Annotated in this window: 22 protein-coding genes; all 22 read left to right on the top strand. The window is 31.6% G+C overall.

Annotated features, from left to right (window positions below; translation table 11 throughout):
* Window positions 1-172: 172 nt before the first annotated feature.
* The 22 genes from RBQ61_RS17340 to RBQ61_RS17240 all read left to right on the top strand — a co-directional run bounded on the left by RBQ61_RS17340 (window position 173) and on the right by RBQ61_RS17240 (window position 15,934).
* On the top strand, window positions 173-475 hold the full coding sequence (locus RBQ61_RS17340) for a hypothetical protein (protein WP_308138461.1): 303 nt from the start codon (window positions 173-175) through the stop codon (window positions 473-475).
* A 467-nt stretch (window positions 476-942) separates the two neighbouring features.
* Window positions 943-1,869, top strand: coding sequence for a DUF2935 domain-containing protein (locus tag RBQ61_RS17335; RefSeq protein ID WP_308138460.1), 927 nt, complete (start codon window positions 943-945; stop codon window positions 1,867-1,869).
* Between the two features lie 183 nt (window positions 1,870-2,052).
* On the top strand, window positions 2,053-2,181 hold the full coding sequence (locus RBQ61_RS17330) for a hypothetical protein (protein ID WP_308138459.1): 129 nt from the start codon (window positions 2,053-2,055) through the stop codon (window positions 2,179-2,181).
* Window positions 2,163-2,225 (top strand): SHOCT domain-containing protein, encoded by a 63-nt coding sequence (locus RBQ61_RS17680; protein WP_374049922.1) that lies wholly within the window; start codon window positions 2,163-2,165, stop codon window positions 2,223-2,225. The genes RBQ61_RS17330 and RBQ61_RS17680 overlap by 19 nt, the downstream gene beginning before the upstream one ends.
* 644 nt (window positions 2,226-2,869) lie before the next feature.
* Window positions 2,870-3,376, top strand: coding sequence for a GNAT family N-acetyltransferase (locus tag RBQ61_RS17325; protein WP_308138458.1), 507 nt, complete (start codon window positions 2,870-2,872; stop codon window positions 3,374-3,376).
* Between the two features lie 249 nt (window positions 3,377-3,625).
* Complete coding sequence (locus tag RBQ61_RS17320) at window positions 3,626-3,805, top strand: hypothetical protein (protein ID WP_308138457.1); 180 nt, start codon at window positions 3,626-3,628, stop codon at window positions 3,803-3,805.
* Complete coding sequence (locus RBQ61_RS17315) at window positions 3,780-4,253, top strand: cupin domain-containing protein (protein ID WP_308138456.1); 474 nt, start codon at window positions 3,780-3,782, stop codon at window positions 4,251-4,253. The genes RBQ61_RS17320 and RBQ61_RS17315 overlap by 26 nt, the downstream gene beginning before the upstream one ends.
* A 132-nt stretch (window positions 4,254-4,385) precedes the next feature.
* On the top strand, window positions 4,386-5,150 hold the full coding sequence (locus tag RBQ61_RS17310) for an alpha/beta fold hydrolase (protein WP_308140148.1): 765 nt from the start codon (window positions 4,386-4,388) through the stop codon (window positions 5,148-5,150).
* A 97-nt stretch (window positions 5,151-5,247) separates the two neighbouring features.
* On the top strand, window positions 5,248-5,811 hold the full coding sequence (locus RBQ61_RS17305) for a hypothetical protein (RefSeq protein WP_308138455.1): 564 nt from the start codon (window positions 5,248-5,250) through the stop codon (window positions 5,809-5,811).
* A gap of 78 nt (window positions 5,812-5,889) precedes the next feature.
* Window positions 5,890-6,120 (top strand): hypothetical protein, encoded by a 231-nt coding sequence (locus RBQ61_RS17300; protein ID WP_308138454.1) that lies wholly within the window; start codon window positions 5,890-5,892, stop codon window positions 6,118-6,120.
* A 147-nt stretch (window positions 6,121-6,267) separates the two neighbouring features.
* Entirely contained in the window at window positions 6,268-6,732 is a 465-nt protein-coding gene (locus RBQ61_RS17295) for a pyridoxamine 5'-phosphate oxidase family protein (RefSeq protein WP_308138453.1), read from the top strand.
* A gap of 188 nt (window positions 6,733-6,920) precedes the next feature.
* Window positions 6,921-7,325 carry a FosX/FosE/FosI family fosfomycin resistance hydrolase gene (fosX, locus tag RBQ61_RS17290; RefSeq protein WP_308140147.1) on the top strand — a complete coding sequence of 135 codons (405 nt, stop codon included), beginning with the start codon at window positions 6,921-6,923 and terminating at the stop codon, window positions 7,323-7,325.
* A 112-nt stretch (window positions 7,326-7,437) separates the two neighbouring features.
* Window positions 7,438-7,965: a hypothetical protein gene (locus RBQ61_RS17285; protein WP_308138452.1), complete on the top strand. Its 528-nt coding sequence runs from the start codon at window positions 7,438-7,440 to the stop codon at window positions 7,963-7,965.
* Between the two features lie 315 nt (window positions 7,966-8,280).
* Window positions 8,281-9,549, top strand: a complete 1,269-nt coding sequence (locus RBQ61_RS17280; RefSeq protein ID WP_308138451.1) for a hypothetical protein — start codon at window positions 8,281-8,283, stop codon at window positions 9,547-9,549.
* A gap of 65 nt (window positions 9,550-9,614) precedes the next feature.
* Window positions 9,615-10,325 carry an ABC transporter ATP-binding protein gene (locus RBQ61_RS17275; protein WP_308138450.1) on the top strand — a complete coding sequence of 237 codons (711 nt, stop codon included), beginning with the start codon at window positions 9,615-9,617 and terminating at the stop codon, window positions 10,323-10,325.
* Window positions 10,326-11,069 carry an ABC transporter permease gene (locus RBQ61_RS17270; RefSeq protein WP_308138449.1) on the top strand — a complete coding sequence of 248 codons (744 nt, stop codon included), beginning with the start codon at window positions 10,326-10,328 and terminating at the stop codon, window positions 11,067-11,069. It abuts the gene before it with no gap.
* Between the two features lie 9 nt (window positions 11,070-11,078).
* Window positions 11,079-12,395 carry a cell wall metabolism sensor histidine kinase WalK gene (locus RBQ61_RS17265; RefSeq protein WP_308138448.1) on the top strand — a complete coding sequence of 439 codons (1,317 nt, stop codon included), beginning with the start codon at window positions 11,079-11,081 and terminating at the stop codon, window positions 12,393-12,395.
* A 1-nt stretch (window position 12,396) separates the two neighbouring features.
* The gene (locus tag RBQ61_RS17260; protein ID WP_308138447.1) at window positions 12,397-13,080 is read left to right on the top strand and encodes a response regulator transcription factor; all 684 of its coding nucleotides are present in this window, start codon (window positions 12,397-12,399) and stop codon (window positions 13,078-13,080) included.
* A gap of 190 nt (window positions 13,081-13,270) precedes the next feature.
* Window positions 13,271-13,678 (top strand): DUF2809 domain-containing protein, encoded by a 408-nt coding sequence (locus RBQ61_RS17255; RefSeq protein ID WP_308138446.1) that lies wholly within the window; start codon window positions 13,271-13,273, stop codon window positions 13,676-13,678.
* A 65-nt stretch (window positions 13,679-13,743) separates the two neighbouring features.
* On the top strand, window positions 13,744-14,103 hold the full coding sequence (locus RBQ61_RS17250) for a helix-turn-helix domain-containing protein (protein ID WP_308138445.1): 360 nt from the start codon (window positions 13,744-13,746) through the stop codon (window positions 14,101-14,103).
* Window positions 14,104-14,265: 162 nt separating this feature from the next.
* On the top strand, window positions 14,266-14,586 hold the full coding sequence (locus RBQ61_RS17245) for a DUF3870 domain-containing protein (RefSeq protein WP_213924888.1): 321 nt from the start codon (window positions 14,266-14,268) through the stop codon (window positions 14,584-14,586).
* Window positions 14,587-14,758: 172 nt separating this feature from the next.
* Entirely contained in the window at window positions 14,759-15,934 is a 1,176-nt protein-coding gene (locus RBQ61_RS17240; protein ID WP_308138444.1) for a DUF819 domain-containing protein, read from the top strand.
* Window positions 15,935-15,954: the final 20 nt, after the last annotated feature.

Genomic DNA, 15,954 nt, shown 5'->3' with positions numbered 1-15,954 from the left:
TTTTTATATGCAATATTTGTAAAAGGGGTTTGATATTTGAATAATTAAGGTAACTGTAATAAAGTACAGGAGTATGTATTTGGAGGAATATTATTAAGAGTATACTCCTAGGCAATTCTATAAAAATATTATAAATATTTATGAAGAGTTTTCACTTAATGCTGAAGAAATTTTGAATGGTGATAATTACAACATGCTGAGGGATTATAGTGGTGACTTTTCTGATTTTGACACAGAAAGAGCTGAAAAATTTGTCAAAGACATTTTTTCCAAAGTCGTGCCCGGACGCAGGCTAACTTATAATAATATGGATAATTTGAATGATTACAGACTACTATTTGCAACATATGATGCTGAAGAAGTTAATGCTTCAGCAATAAATAATGATCCTCAATATGAAATAGAGTATGACAAGAGAAGCAACGAGGTTTATTTAAGGTTAGTCGGTAGGGTTGCTCCGACTTTATGTACTTAAGGAAGAGGAAGTTGATTCCATTGCTCAAGATATAATCAAAAGATTAAATTATCAAGGCGATTTATCTGAGAAAACTGTCAGCAATTTTAATATCCCTTAGCTGGCAAGCATTAAATATTCATACGTTAATTTATCTTCTTGCTATGGAAATCCATGACGGAAGCTAAATAAGTCCAGCCATTTTTAATGATATAGTGTAGGGGATATCAGTCTACTGAGCTTCCTGAATTGTATAAATCTATAATCTGTTTTTTAAATTCTTCCGTATAACGGGTACCATTTTTGGACATTGTTTAACACGCACCTTTCATTGTATTTATATTTTATCGTGTCAAACTTTTCGTCTCCAAACTTATATACTAACACCAATACCAGATAGTATTTTAACTAAAAATTTATTCGCGTAACAGTTCATATGTAATAATCATAAAATATATTAAAAAATATATTTTAGGAGGAAATATAAAATGTCTTTAAATATAGACTTTGTCCGAAAATCATTAGAACTGCATCTTTTTTTTGCTCGAATAATGAAAGAACATTCATTTTTTCTTCAACTGGGATTTACGCCAAGGGATAGTATGTATACACAGGAAGCAAATATGTTTAGAAGAGAGTTTGATGATTTGTTAAGTGAAGTAATATTGCTTTCTGATGGTGTTGTAAGCAGTGGGGTTCTTCATTCTGGAGAAGTAGTAACTCCATATACTATGGATGCGGAAAAAGCTTCTTCGTTTTACACAGGAGTAAATATTCCCGTTGAACTAACGATGCAGGAATATGAATTAACGAGTAACTATAATAGAGTTACAAACCCATATTTAGAGGACAGAGTACACAATGTTAACAGAAAAGCAATAGTTTTAATTTCAAAATTAATTCAGTTTAAAAGTGAAATTTTATCAAATGTTTTATCATGCAAAATGTTTACAGTAAATTATCCTCTGTTAATAGACCATATAATGAGGGAAGCTAAGCTATATTTGCATATGGTTCAAAGACTCAACAACAGAGAAATTATTAATTTAGAGAATGAAGCTTTAGAACAGGAAGCATTTTGGAACAGAATTATGGCTGAACATTCTAAGTTTATTAGAGGGCTATTGGATCCTACCGAAGAAGAGTTATTTAAAACAGCCAATAATTTTGGTAATGAATTTGATAATTTAACAACCGAATCATTGGCTGCCATGAATAGAACTATTCCATTAGATAAAGTTACTAAGGACAGTTTGCAGGCAACTCAAGCAATCCGTGATTTCAAAGCACAGGGAACGGAAGGCTTACTTGATTGTAAAATCAAATCTATTATAATACCTCTGTTAGGTGACCACACATTGCGTGAAGCGAATCATTTCTTAAGATTATTAGCATCATATGAAAAAAATGTATAAAAATGTTTCGTTTTACAATACAAAGCTGCTGAATTATAAGGTAGTTTTGTATTGTATTGTTAAGGTTAGAAAAAAGAATCTTAAGGCACAAAATGTTTGTGTATGCTAACACAACTATTTTTTAAAAATTTACTTGACAATACTACTGATTAGTAGTAAAGATAATTTATTATAGGAGATAATATGACAGTTAATAAAGTATTAGGAATTGTAGCTCTGATTAATTATCTTCAGCTATCATCTAAGACTAATGGCCATTTAAATAACAGTGCTTTAAATATTCTAAATGAAAGATATGCCGAGGAGAAATAACAGAAGAAGAATACAATCAGAAAAAATCACAATTAAAAAAATAATATAATTAGTTTATAAAAAGGAAATACCCATATAGGCATTTCTTTTTTGTTGAATCAATTGGAAGTGCTTTATTATGAAAAAATTTCTATTTAAATTTTTAAATACATATACTGTTATATTTAAGTAATGGTGTCAAAAAGGAGCTATTACTATAAAATTTACCTGAAATTGAACTTTTTATAATTTAAACCGTCTATTTAAATATAGGTTTCAATGTTTGATGTACGAAAAAGGATACAATTTTGAAGTCAAATTAAACATTGTATCATACAAGATGAAACAGAAAAGGAAGATGTTGCTGAAGAAATAATTCAATTTACGGAAAAAACAAAGAATGGAAAGTTTCCGAATATAGAGATATCAAATTGCCTTAAGCCCTAACGGGAAATGACAATGGGACGGAGAGATTGTCATTTCAGAATTATTTGATATTTGAGAATGTGCTATAAAATGGATTGAGCATGGCGGCAATGCCCTGGCCATTAATGATAAAATATATTTAGATGAAGTGAGTATGGGTGTAATTAAAGATTATTTTTTCTACGTTGCTACAGGTGGGAAGCAATATTTAAACTTAAATGTTATTAATAAAGATGAACTATGATAGAATAGAAATTAATAATGATAATATTAGGAGGACAATATGGATTTTATAATCAGACCTGTCGAAATTGCAGATGCTAAAGGAATAAATGCACTTCGCCGTATGCCGGGTGTATTTGAGAATATACTTGGTATACCATCTGAACGGGTAAAAAGCAGTGAAGACTTTCTTATGAATATGGACAGGAATCATCATCAATTAGTTGCAGTAGCTACGTCCCCGGAAGGCGTGGAAGTAATAATAGGTACTATCGGGCTTGAGACTAATGCAAATCCAAGAATGCGCCACAGCGGCGGAATTGGAATCATGATTCACAAGGATTATCAGAATGCCGGTGTTGGAACAGCATTAATGAAAGCTATAATAGACATTGCTGATAATTGGCTTATGCTTATTAGACTTGAGTTATCTGTGTTTGAAGATAACGAGAGAGCAATTCACTTATATGAAAAGTTCGGGTTTAAAAAAGAAGGACTTAAACGCCTTGCAGTTATACGAAATGGGAAATATGAAAATGAATACATCATGTCCAGAATTTTAGAATAAGTAAAATTCAAATATTTATCTAGCACTGAACATGTAAAGGAGTGAATAATTATAATGAATTTTAGTACAATTAAATATACTATTACTCTTATTATACTTGGAATAGTATCTATCTCTACAGGAGAAATAGTAACTTTTGTAATGCTATGTTTTATAATAGTAATTTTAACTAATATACATAATGTATTAAAAAGAATTTTAGAGAATTTAGACAAAGCTTCACGATAACTCTGTGTTGTGAAGTGTTCTATGTTGAATATAAAAACCGCAACAAAAAGACCATTTATGATTCTATCTGATTTTATGGCGGTATATCAGTTCGTGATTGATATGGAATATGTGTTTTTTTCCGGGGGCTCAGATAAGACAATGAGTCACGGAAATATGATTTGGGAGGGAAAGTATGAGAGACAATATTTTAATTGTTAATGAAGAAGATATCGCGCAAAAATTCAAAAATGAACATGAACCTTATGCCTATTCAAAACGTGAAGTTGCATGTCGAAAAGATTTTGAACAATGTTGTGTTGCTGTTTATGAAATACCACCTAAAAAATCCAACTATCCGTTACACTACCATACAGCAAATACAGAAGTATTTTATATTATTCAAGGAAAAGGGGTATTAGTTACTACAGATGGTAAAAAAGCAATAAAACAAGGGGATTTTATTGTGTGTCCACCTACTGAAAAATCAGCACATAAAATAATTAACACATCAGAAAATGAAATATTGAAGTATATTGACTTTGATACAATTAATTCGCCTGATACAATATATTATCCGGATTCTGGGAAGGTTGGAATTGTTATTCACAATAAATCAAGTAATTTCTATAGAATTGCAGAAGAAGTAGACTATTACGATGGAGAATAAGTATTAACAGTATAGGAATCATGGAGGAAAGTTATCTTAAAATGGTATTAGTTGAAGGAAAAGTTTAATGCGCAAAGTAAAAGCTTTGCTTATAAATACGATAATGTATGCAATTTGGAAGGATTTAATTATATGGGATATTTTAATTTTAATAACAAGCAAGTATATTATAAGGAATTTGGTACAGGTATACCCTTACTATTTCTTCATGGGAATACAGCTTCCTCAAACATGTTTGCGGGAATTGCGGAGAAGTACAAAAATTGTTTTAAAGTGATTTTGATTGATTTTTTAGGACATGGAAAATCAGACAGATTGAATGAATTTCCCATTGATCTGTGGTTTAACGAAGCCGAGCAGGTTATTGAATTTTTGCGTAAAAGGCAATATTCAAAAGTAAACATTATCGGCAGTAGTGGCGGTGCGTTGGTTGCTATCAATGTTGCATTGGAAGCACCTGAACTTATTAATAAAGTAATTGCCGACAGTTTTGAGGGAGAAAAACCGATTAATGCATTCACAGAGAATGTTAAGGCGGATAGGGATTTTTCTAAGCATGATGAAAATACAAAAATGTTTTATGCCTGTATGCACGGTTCTGACTGGGAACAAGTTGTTGATAATGATACCAATGCCATTATCAGACATGAAAAAGAAATAGGTGTATTTTTTCATAAACCTCTACAATTCTTGAAAGCAGATATTCTATTGACTGGTAGTGAAGAAGATGAATTTGTATCTGCTCTATCTCCTGATTATTATAAAAAAGTTTATGGAGAGCTGATTGAAAAAATCGGACATGGTAAAATTCATTTGTTCAATACTGGTGGACATCCAGCCATGCTTACAAATTCAGAGGAGTTTTATCATATTAGTATGGACTTTTTTAAACAGTAAATTGCAATTTGGAATTGAATTGTTTTCTCATTCGTTACAAGTGAAAATTAAGCGTCGTAAAAGGAATTTAAATAATATAATTTTAGGGGTTAAAGTTATGAAGAATAAGAAATGGATTTTTGCAATAAGTATGATTCTTGTTTTGACAATATATGTTGTGATGTCTCGTCCTCAAGATGCTGTAACTTCAATGGAAAAACTAATCTCAAAAAATATTAATACCAATCAATCGATAACTATATATAATTCGATTGTTATTGATAACCATAGACTCGTGAGCTATATACTAAGTAGCAAAGATGAGTATCAAGGTGTTGGCTATGCACATTTCAAAGTAAATAATAAAGGCAAATATGAACTTCTTAATGTTATTGAACCAGACAAAATTACTGAAAAAGCAAGCAATATTACTATATATGAGTTTAATAAGGTAAGAGAAGAAATTTCGGAGCTCATAACTAATGAAGTTTCAATTAATAAAAGCTTATTTATTATCAGTAATAATCCCAATCTTAGCAGAATAGAGCGAATAATGGATAATGGAGAAATTAAAAGCAAAGAAATTAATGTTAACCCATCTATTAGCTTTTTTGACGATTTAGATGGTAATAATAAAGCTGAATACAATTTTTATAATGAGAGCGGAGATATTATTGAATGACAAGGTGATGGAAAAGTCTTTCTTTATTCGGATGATGGATACGAAAATAAAGCGTTTACAGTTGCAAATACTCCTTATATGACAGTAGTTGATAACGTTCGTACTCTATGCGATGGCGGTTTAATTAAAAATGATGATTCTTATTGGCGTTGGCAGGAATCTGAAAGCGGTGAAATGGTATTAATAAAACAGCAAGAAAATGTAGCCTATGCTATAGGATCTGTTATAATTATAACAACTGATGGTAAAATGTATGGAGCTGGACTATACCTTATATTGCAGGTGTATATGCACTATCTTGTCAGGTAAATCCGGATATTACATATGATGAATTTTGGAATATTGCAATAGAAACAGGTAATTCGGTTGATATGCAATTAAACGGACATGAATACACTATGAAAAAAATCATTAATCCGTCAGGAATAATTGATAGAATTTTAAAGGAGATTGATAATGACCAAATATGAAAAAAGTTTATATATTTTGGAAGAGTTATTTGCAAGAGATTATCAATTTGCTTTAGCAACATCAAATGATAATATTCCGTCGGTCAGGTTTGTTGATACTTTTTATGATGATTGTGCCTTTTATATTGTTACCTACGCAAAATCAAAGAAAGTAAAAGACATTGAAAAAAATCCTGAGATATCAATGTGCAATAAACTATATAGATTCAGTGGTATTGCTCGCAATATAGGGCATCCATTATTAGAAGAGAATCATGCAATCAGACAGAAATTGATAGAAGTGTTTGAACCATGGTATTTTGCGCACAATGACGAAAATGATGAAAATATGTGTTATGTAAAAATAGAATTAAAACAAGGTTTCTTTTATAAAGAAGATATCGGATATAAAGTTGATTTTGAAGAACGAAAAGCTGAAGAATTTCCATTTAAAGTTGATATAATCGATTAAATATTAGAAGGTTCATCAAATTTCATAAATAAGATTTTAGTAAAAAATTGTAAGAGATAATATTTTGATTGTTAATAAAGAAAATATCATGCAAGAACACAAAAATGAAAATGACTCTTATGCTTATTATAAACGTGAAATTTCATGTTGAAATCTGGTTTTATGTAGAAGAGAAAGGGGCATTAAATTTGATATCTGAAATTAGTCATATAACATTTATTGTTGAAGATTTAGATAAGGCAACAACCTTTTTTGAAAAAATATTTGAAGCTAAAGAAGTATATAATAGCGGAGAAAATAAATTTTCTATATCAAAAGAGAAGTTCTTTTTAATAAAAAATCTTTGGATAGCTGTTATGGAAGGCAACCAATGCGAAAGAAGTTATAACCATATAGCATTTAAAATAGATGAATCAGATTATGAAATGTATCTTAAGAGAATAGAAAAGCTCGGATTAGAGATAAAAAGAGGAAGGGACAGAGTTACAGAAGAGAGTCGTTCAATATATTTTTATGATTATGATAACCATCTTTTTGAACTGCATACAGGTACTCTAGAAAACAGACTTCTTCATTATAAGAAGTTTAACTAAAAATTGTTACTGCTGCATTATTACTGCTTGTCAGAGGTTATATTATAACTTTACAAAAATTAAGTGCAAATAGGGGAGTTATATTTGTTTAGTGTTATTTAGGAGGGCTTGTGTGAGAAGAACAGTGATTTCAATAATAATATTAGTATTACTTTCTATAAGCATATTTATATTTAGTTATGAAAAAATGTCCGAAGTAAATAATGAGGTATTTAAGTTCCATAAAGAAACAATAGCCGAAAAAGAAGGACATGATATAAATGATTTTTATATTAGTGAATTGACTATAGATGTGTATAGAGGGTTTTGGCTTGAAGATCAAATAGTAACTACTGATAATCCGGAAATTATAAATAATATTTTGAGTATTATAGAAAACATAGGGGTAAGGAAATCAGTGTTTTCAAATAATATGCAGACAACTTATCATCCTAAGGCTAAAGAGACCTATATATTGCATTTTAAAAGTAACTATGATACTTACTATGATATTTATATTTATGATAGAAAACAATTAGGTATCAGGGGAAGAAATTATGAAGTTTATAAAATTATATCAGGATATGCTTATGAAGAATTATTTAATATAATCACTGGAGAAATTCAAGAAATAAATATTATGACAGAACCAATGAGATAGCACATACTGTTGGCGAAAGTCACCAATGGCAAGGCTTTTGAAAATAAATTATATAAATATGAAGCAGGTAAGCTTATAGAGAAATAGAATTTTAGAGAACTTTTGGGACAGACCTTAGAGCGATATTTTTTTCATCACTCTAAGGTCTGTATTCAAAGTTACTCTCGGTCTTTTTATTTAATAGGAAAAACTTAAAATTAATAAATTGTTAATAATTAGTTTATAGTTATTCAAGACTGACAATGTATTATGTATATACAATTACATAAACGTTTATGATTATAGGGTGATTAATTATATATTGGAGGCAGGAAAATGAATTTTAATAAAAGATCAGCTATATTTGCTGTTTTTATTCTGGGTGTATTGGTTTTTGCAACATCAGCCTTTGCAGATATCATGCTTGGTTCGGGATATCACAGCTTGAAAGATTCTGCAAAGACAACAATGGAAAGATTGACAAACGAGGTTGATAACTTTAATGTTGATGTCATTATATCTTTAAAAGTTGATGGAGAAACTTTTATAGAATCAACTGATAATACAAAATTTGACATTGCAAATCAAGCTCAGGAAACAAGCGGAACAAATCTTGAAAAAGGTGAAATAAGGGATAGATATATGTACATTGATGAAAATCAGTATATATATAAAAATTTCGAGGATGGTTCATATAATGTTATAAAGAAACAAAAATCTGATAATAGTGACAGAAAAATATTTGAAAATCCCTTTGAAGAAGAACAAGTAATGGATGCAGAAAAAATTATGGATGCGTTTGTAGGAAGCCTAGAGGATATTATTCAAATCGAGGAATCAGGCGGAAAGAAAATGTATATGGGTAATATATCAAACACAGAAATCCCTCCTCTTGTGAATGCTGTTTCATCCTTTGCATTAAAATATTCAATAATTAGTGAATATACGGCGAAAAGGCTGGAGGTTCCATACCCTAAATCAAATATCTATGTTATAGAAGCATCAGGCAAGGCAATTGAAAATGAAGAGGGAATTATAGAAAGTGGTATTTTTACTGCAAGTATGTCAGCAGAGGACAATAGCGGTACTGAACACATTTATACTGTTGAATTTTCAATTGACATAAAAGATATTAATAATACAGTTGTCACAGCTCCAAACTTAGCCGGACAAAAAGTTACTTATACTAAAGAAGGCTTTGAATTTGATACGAAATATATCGGAAAATATAAAAACGACATTGTGAAAGAGGTGGATAATTCTTTTGTAAAACAAGGTGAAAGAATAATAGAGATAACCTCTGTTGATGACGACAGCATAAAAGGCAGATATTATGAGACTTATAATGAAGGATATGAACCTGATACGGTAAGAAACTTTGAGTTTACTTCAAAATATGGGGAGTCAAGACATTACACGGTACTGAATTATACGGACAGTAACGGCGAAAAGAAAAATGGAATTATCCATCGTGAAGGATTACAAAATATCAACGTATCATTTGACGTTGAATTTAGTGAAGATGATAATGGAAATGTGGATGGGTATTCATATTCAACTTATGATGATGATTTTGACAGTCGTTTCATCAAAATATTAGAATAACAGTATAATTAAAGGGCGTGAAGACTTTGATCTTTGCGTCCCTAAACCATTTGCGGGAGGTAATTTTGGATAAAGCAATTATAATCGAAAATCTTTCGAAAATTTATAAAAATAATCGCGGAATACAGGACATTAATCTGGAAATTGACCGTGGGGAAATATTCGGATTTTTAGGACCAAATGGAGCGGGGAAGACTACTGCAATGAAAGTTATGGTAGGCCTTATGAAAGCTGACAAGGGTGATGTTTTTTTAAACGGTTATAGAATTTCAAAGGACTATGAAAAGGCAATGAAAAAGGTCGGCTGCATTATAGAGAGCGTAACGCCCTTTCCTTATCTGACTGCATATGAAAATATGAAGCTGTGTGGACGGTTCCATGATGATGTGGATGGAGTGAGAATTGATGAATGTCTGGAGATTACAGGGCTTATTAAATATAAAAATGAGAAGATAAAGCACTATTCTTTGGGAATGAAGCAAAGAATCGGTATTGCTATGGCAATTATATCAAATCCTGAGATTTTAATTTTGGACGAGCCTTTAAATGGGTTAGATGTTGAAGGTATGGTAGAGATGAGGAAATTAATACTTAATTTGTCAGAACAGCACAAAACAACATTTTTCATATCCAGTCATTTAATACATGACATAGAGCTCACATGCAGTAAAGTTGGCATTCTGTATAATGGCAGGCTTTTAGGTGTAGACAGCACACATAGTATTCTAAAAAATTATTCTTCTTTGGAGAATTATTATTTAAGTGAGGTAATATGAATGCAGACTCTTAAAGCAATATACATAAACGAAATATTTAAAATATCTAAAAAGAAAAAGGTCATAGTAGCATTGATATTTTCTTTTTTATCAGTTATTGTTACAGCCATTGCAGTATATGCCTTGAATAATTTTGTAGGAATAGGTATAACGGGAAGCTCAGAATTTTCAATTATGGCTTTGACAGTTTTAAGCTACACATTTTTCCCTCTTTTTACTGTTTTTATCTGTGTTGATATGTTTGCCGGAGAATTTGCAGAGCATACGATTAAACTTACTATTACAGGACCTGCTTCAAGATTTAAGGTATTTTTGGGGAAAATTCTTGGAATTGCCGGATTTATTATGGCTAACCTCATTTTTGTAATGATTTTGTCCCTTATGATTTCTTTCTTTATAAACAGAAGTATGCCAAATTTTTTTAAAATATTAATTGCATATATCATGGAATTCTTTCCGATTTTTATCTTTGCATTGGCGGTTGTCTTGATTTCAAATATTACCAAGGGACCAACAAGTGCTTTTATGCTTTCTATTCTTGTGTTTTTGGTGTTTAATGGATTAGGCTTGGTTTTTCCGTACTTAAAAAGTTTATTATTTACATCCGCTTTTGATTGGTATAGATTGATATTAGGGAGCTATATAAATTTCAGCAAAATACTCAGGATATTTCTAATTTTGCTAGGTTACGGTATAATGTTATTTACAGCAGGATATTATCTGTTTGAAAATAAGGATATTTAGGACAATTTTATGGATTTAAAACAAAGATTTTTAACACAAAGTATGATGACGCTCATAGGCACAATTATTATTACCGGATGTGTCGGTTATGCCTATGTCTGCTTTTATAATTTATTAAACAAGTCTCCTATTTCCGGCGGCTTGGGGGAAACGGCCGTAATCGTTATGGAAGACGATAATATTATATATAATAATGAGGAATTCAGCAGACTGCAAATTAAAGAAATGCTGATGAATATAAGTGTTAAAAATAATTATTATGACAATGGGGATAGAAATTACAGCATAAATGCAGAAAGCTTTACAACATCAAATGGTGGCAAATATACGATAATAACTCTTAATCCTGTTATAAATGCAGATGATAATTATAGGTTCCTTATTGTGTTGGTTTTTATAACTTTTCTGATAGTCTTTGTTTCAGCAAGCACAGTTATACAAAAGCAAAATATGAAAAATATAATAAAGCCCATTACAAATTTAACAAGAGAAACTGAGAAGTTAAGAACCGGCGAGCTTGAAACAGCAATTACAGATTATGGCTATGGTGAGATTAGAGAGCTTGGAAGCGCTGTAGAACAGCTGCGTCTTCAGCTTAAAAATTCCATATACTATCAGCAAAAATATGACGAAAACAGGAAATTCCTAATATCAAGCATATCACATGATCTTAAAACCCCTGTTACATCCATAAGAGGATATATAGACGGAGTTCTGGACGGTGTTGCTGACACTGACGAAAAGAAGAAGTATTATTTATCAAAAGCCGTAGATAAAACAAAGCTGATAAACACCATGATAGAGGATTTGCTGCTATATTCCAAGCTGGATTTAAATCAAATGCCATTTGAAAAAGAAAAAGTTAATATTGTGAAATATATGGAAGGTTGTGTTGAGGATAGCTCAGCAGAATTTGAACGTGAAAATAAGAGTATAATTTTAGAGAATGAACTTTCAAATATATATTTCGTAACAATAGATAGTGAAAAATTTAAACGCGTGATACAAAATATATTAGATAATGCCAAGAGAAACATTGAAAAAGAATCCGGTCAACTGAAAATTATTTTAAGAGAAACAAATTCATCAGTTATAATAGAGTTTAAGGATAACGGCAAAGGAATCAGCAAGGATGACTTGCCCTATGTCTTTGACAGGTTTTACAGGGCAGATACTGCAAGGGCAGTTGAGGGTTCAAGCGGTTTGGGACTTGCAATTGCAAAGCAGATAGTGGAAGTCTCAGGTGGACGAATTTGGGCAATTTCTGAAATTGGCGAAGGTGCTTCCATTATTATTTCTTTAAAAAAGCTAATTGAGAGGAAATAGCATGAAAAGGATATTAATTATTGAAGATGATAAAAGCATATCAGAGCTGCAAAAGGATTATTTGGAAATGAGTGGCTATGAGGTTATTTGTGTTTTCGATGGTGACACCGGTCTTGAGTATATGAAAAATGATAGATTTGATTTGGTTATTTTGGACTTGATGCTTCCTCAAAAAGGTGGATTTGATATATTAAAAGAGATATACGATTCAAAACAAATACCGGTACTTATTGTGTCTGCAAAGTCCGATGAAATATATAAAATTAAAGGATTGAACTTAGGTGCTGATGATTACATAACTAAGCCTTTTAGCATGGGTGAATTGGTTGCAAGAGTAAACAGCCATCTGAAAACATATGAAAGGTTTAACAACAATTCAAAGAAAAAACTCATAAGAATAGGAGCGTTATATATTGATAAAGAGGACCGAAGAGTTTTTATGGAAGACACTGAAGTTTTTTTACCCCAGAAGGAATTTGATCTGCTTTTATTTTTAGCTGAAAATCCAAATAGAGTTTTTAGCAAAGAAGAGCTGTTTGAAAAGGTTTGGGGATATGATGCTTTGTCAGATACAACAACAGTAACCGTACATATAGCAAGAATAAGAGAAAAAATTAACACGAACCCTGAAGGATGCCAGTGTATTGAAACCGTATGGGGATCAGGATACAGATTTAAAATTTAGCATAATATTTTTCGATATAGGTGGAACTTATGAAACAAAAATATATTGATATTTATTACGTTTAAGTCTTGGTGTTTTATTCGCTGTTTACACGGCAAAATATTCATCACTGATCAAGCGTCTTAAAGAAGAAAGTAAAATTTTTGAATAAATAGGTAGGCCGAAAATGAGCTAGAGAAGAGGAAATACTGTGGATACTTATAGAAAAAACAAAGCTGGGAATAGAATAAAATATGCTGTGGCATTTATATTGCTTGTGTTAACAGAAATTTATATTGCGTTATATGTTCATGATGAATTTATTAGACCCTACGTAGGGGATATATTGGTTGTTGGTGTAATTTATTGTGCAATACGGATGGTTTTCTCAAAGAAATTTAAATTGCTGCCCCTTTGGATATTTTTATTTGCAGTGTTTGTTGAATTTCTGCAATATATTGGAATAGTTAATATTTTGGGACTGAATGGAAATGCGTTTTGTAGAGTGGCAATGGGTTCAGTATTTGACTGGAAAGACATTATATGCTACGGAGTAGGTTGCATATTATTGGCATTATATGAGAGAGCAGCAGACATTATCGATTTCAAAAATATTTAGGAACATATTTATTATAATAAGTATTTTTACACTATAAGTTAAATATTATAATGTAGGAGGATGTAATGCTAAAAGAAAAAACGTTTTTGATTGCAGTTATTTGTTTGTCCATATCTATTATTATAAGTTCTTTTATAATATATAAGGGTATGGAGCTCAATGGAATTTATGTTAGTAACGGTATGCATGATATTTCACAAAAGCTTGAGAGCGTAAATGATGCAGCTTACTATAATAAGAGTAACAATGATATTATGGACATCAATACTGCGGCCGAATATTTAGGATTAGATACCAATGATTTATTAAAAGTTATTAACGCAAAAGGTATAGACTTTCCATATGTAAAAGTTGGAAGTAATTTTATTATTAATAAAATTGCATTAGATAAATGGATGGAAAACGCAAGAATAGAAATACAATAGATTAATGTTAATGAGCAATATTATAATATAAACGGGGCAGACGGAGATATAAAAAAACATAGATGAACTCTGTTGAATTTACTAAATTAATAATTGAAATTTTTTTTAAGATAATATATAATGTCATAAGAAAATGATTTCATATAAAGTCGTGGTGATTTAATGAAAGAAACCGTCTATATAATTGGAGAATCCAGAACAAATATGGATAATGCCATTACAACAATTTACAATTCGTTTTATATAGCATTTGAAGTTGATGTAGATACAGATAAAATAGTTGATGTGGGATGTACTCATACAATTAATATAACAGAAGATTTCATCAAGAAAATATTTATAGGTAGAAATATCGGCGACTATTGTCATTTAGAACAGGAAATAAGAAGACGTTATCACGGTACTTCTCAAAAAGCCGTAATTGTATCTTACAAGGATGCCATAAAGAAATATCAAGGAGTTAAAAGCAAATTTTATATGTAGCTGCTTTATTTATATGATGTGGTAACAACTATATCGGAATAAATGAAACCCAGCCTGAGACCGGAAATTTGACGGTCTTTTGCTGGGTTTTGTTTTTTTATAGATGTTCTGCTGAGATCCCGGCTTTGTGGAACAAAAAATAAACGGGAATATAAATTTCTAGGAGGTTTTTATGATTACAAATGGTTTTACTTATTTTGCGGTTCTGTGTGCGCTTTGCGGAAGCCTGCTGGCAGCACAGAAGTACATCAAAAACAAGTATGTGCAAAAATTCTTTGGTCTTTTACCGCCTATAGTTCTTGTTTACCTAATCGGCATGATTCTTTGTACTATTAACTTCTGGGATTTGGCTGAAACTAAGCCGGCTTACAGCGCACTTAAGAATAACATTCTGTATGCGATGATTTTTCTGATGCTGCTGCGCTGCGATATCCGGAAAATGATCAAATTGGGCCCTAAAATGATTATAGGATTTTTTACCGGAAGCTTAACTATCATGATCGGATTCATCGTTACTTTTATTGTCATGAAAGGTGCTTTGGGTTCTGATGCATGGAAAGCAATGGGTGCTCTATGCGGCAGTTGGATAGGAGGGTCAGGCAATATGGCAACCCTGCAGGAAATTTTTAATGTAGGTGAAGTGGACTATGCATATGCACTGGTTGTTGATTCTATTGACTATTCTATCTGGGTTATGTTTCTGTTGTGGGCAACTCGCTTTGCACCCATGTTCAATAAGTGGACCAAAGCTGATACATCTCGCCTAGATGAAGTTAGCACACATCTGGGAGCAGAAATGAAAGAACAGAAGAGGGAAATAACCTTTGTCAGTTTAATGGTTCTGATTGGTTCTTCTCTTTTGGTATCTGCAATTGGGCAGAATATAGGAGCATTGCTCAACGAAAGCATGAGCTTTCTAGATAAAGCTACGTGGTGTGTTCTATTTATCACTGCATTGGGATTGATATGTGCGTTGACTCCTTTCGGTAAAATTGCCGGTACAGCGGAACTTTCAAATGTATTTCTTTATTCGGTAGTTGCTTTGCTGGCATCCCGTGCAAACTTTATGGAGTTAAATGATGCTCCTATGTGGATTTTGGCTGGATTTATGATACTTGCAATTCACTGCGTGCTGTTCGTGATTCTTGCCAAGCTTTTGAAAATGGATCTGTTTACATGCGGCGTTTCTTCTTTGGCCAACATTGGCGGTGTAGCTTCAGCACCGATTTTGGCAGGTACTTACAGTGGATCTTTGGTTCCTGTAGGGGTTTTAATGGCTCTGTTCGGAACTGTGTTCGGCACCTACCTGGGTATGATAACCGGCTATATTATGAAATTTCTTACTTAGTTGCTTATTAGGTCATCCTA

The sequence above is a fragment of the Sedimentibacter sp. MB35-C1 genome, from assembly GCF_030913635.1.
Classification (GTDB): domain Bacteria; phylum Bacillota; class Clostridia; order Tissierellales; family Sedimentibacteraceae; genus Sedimentibacter.
Note: the sequence above shows the minus strand (reverse complement) of the source record. Positions and strands in the feature narration are given on the sequence as shown.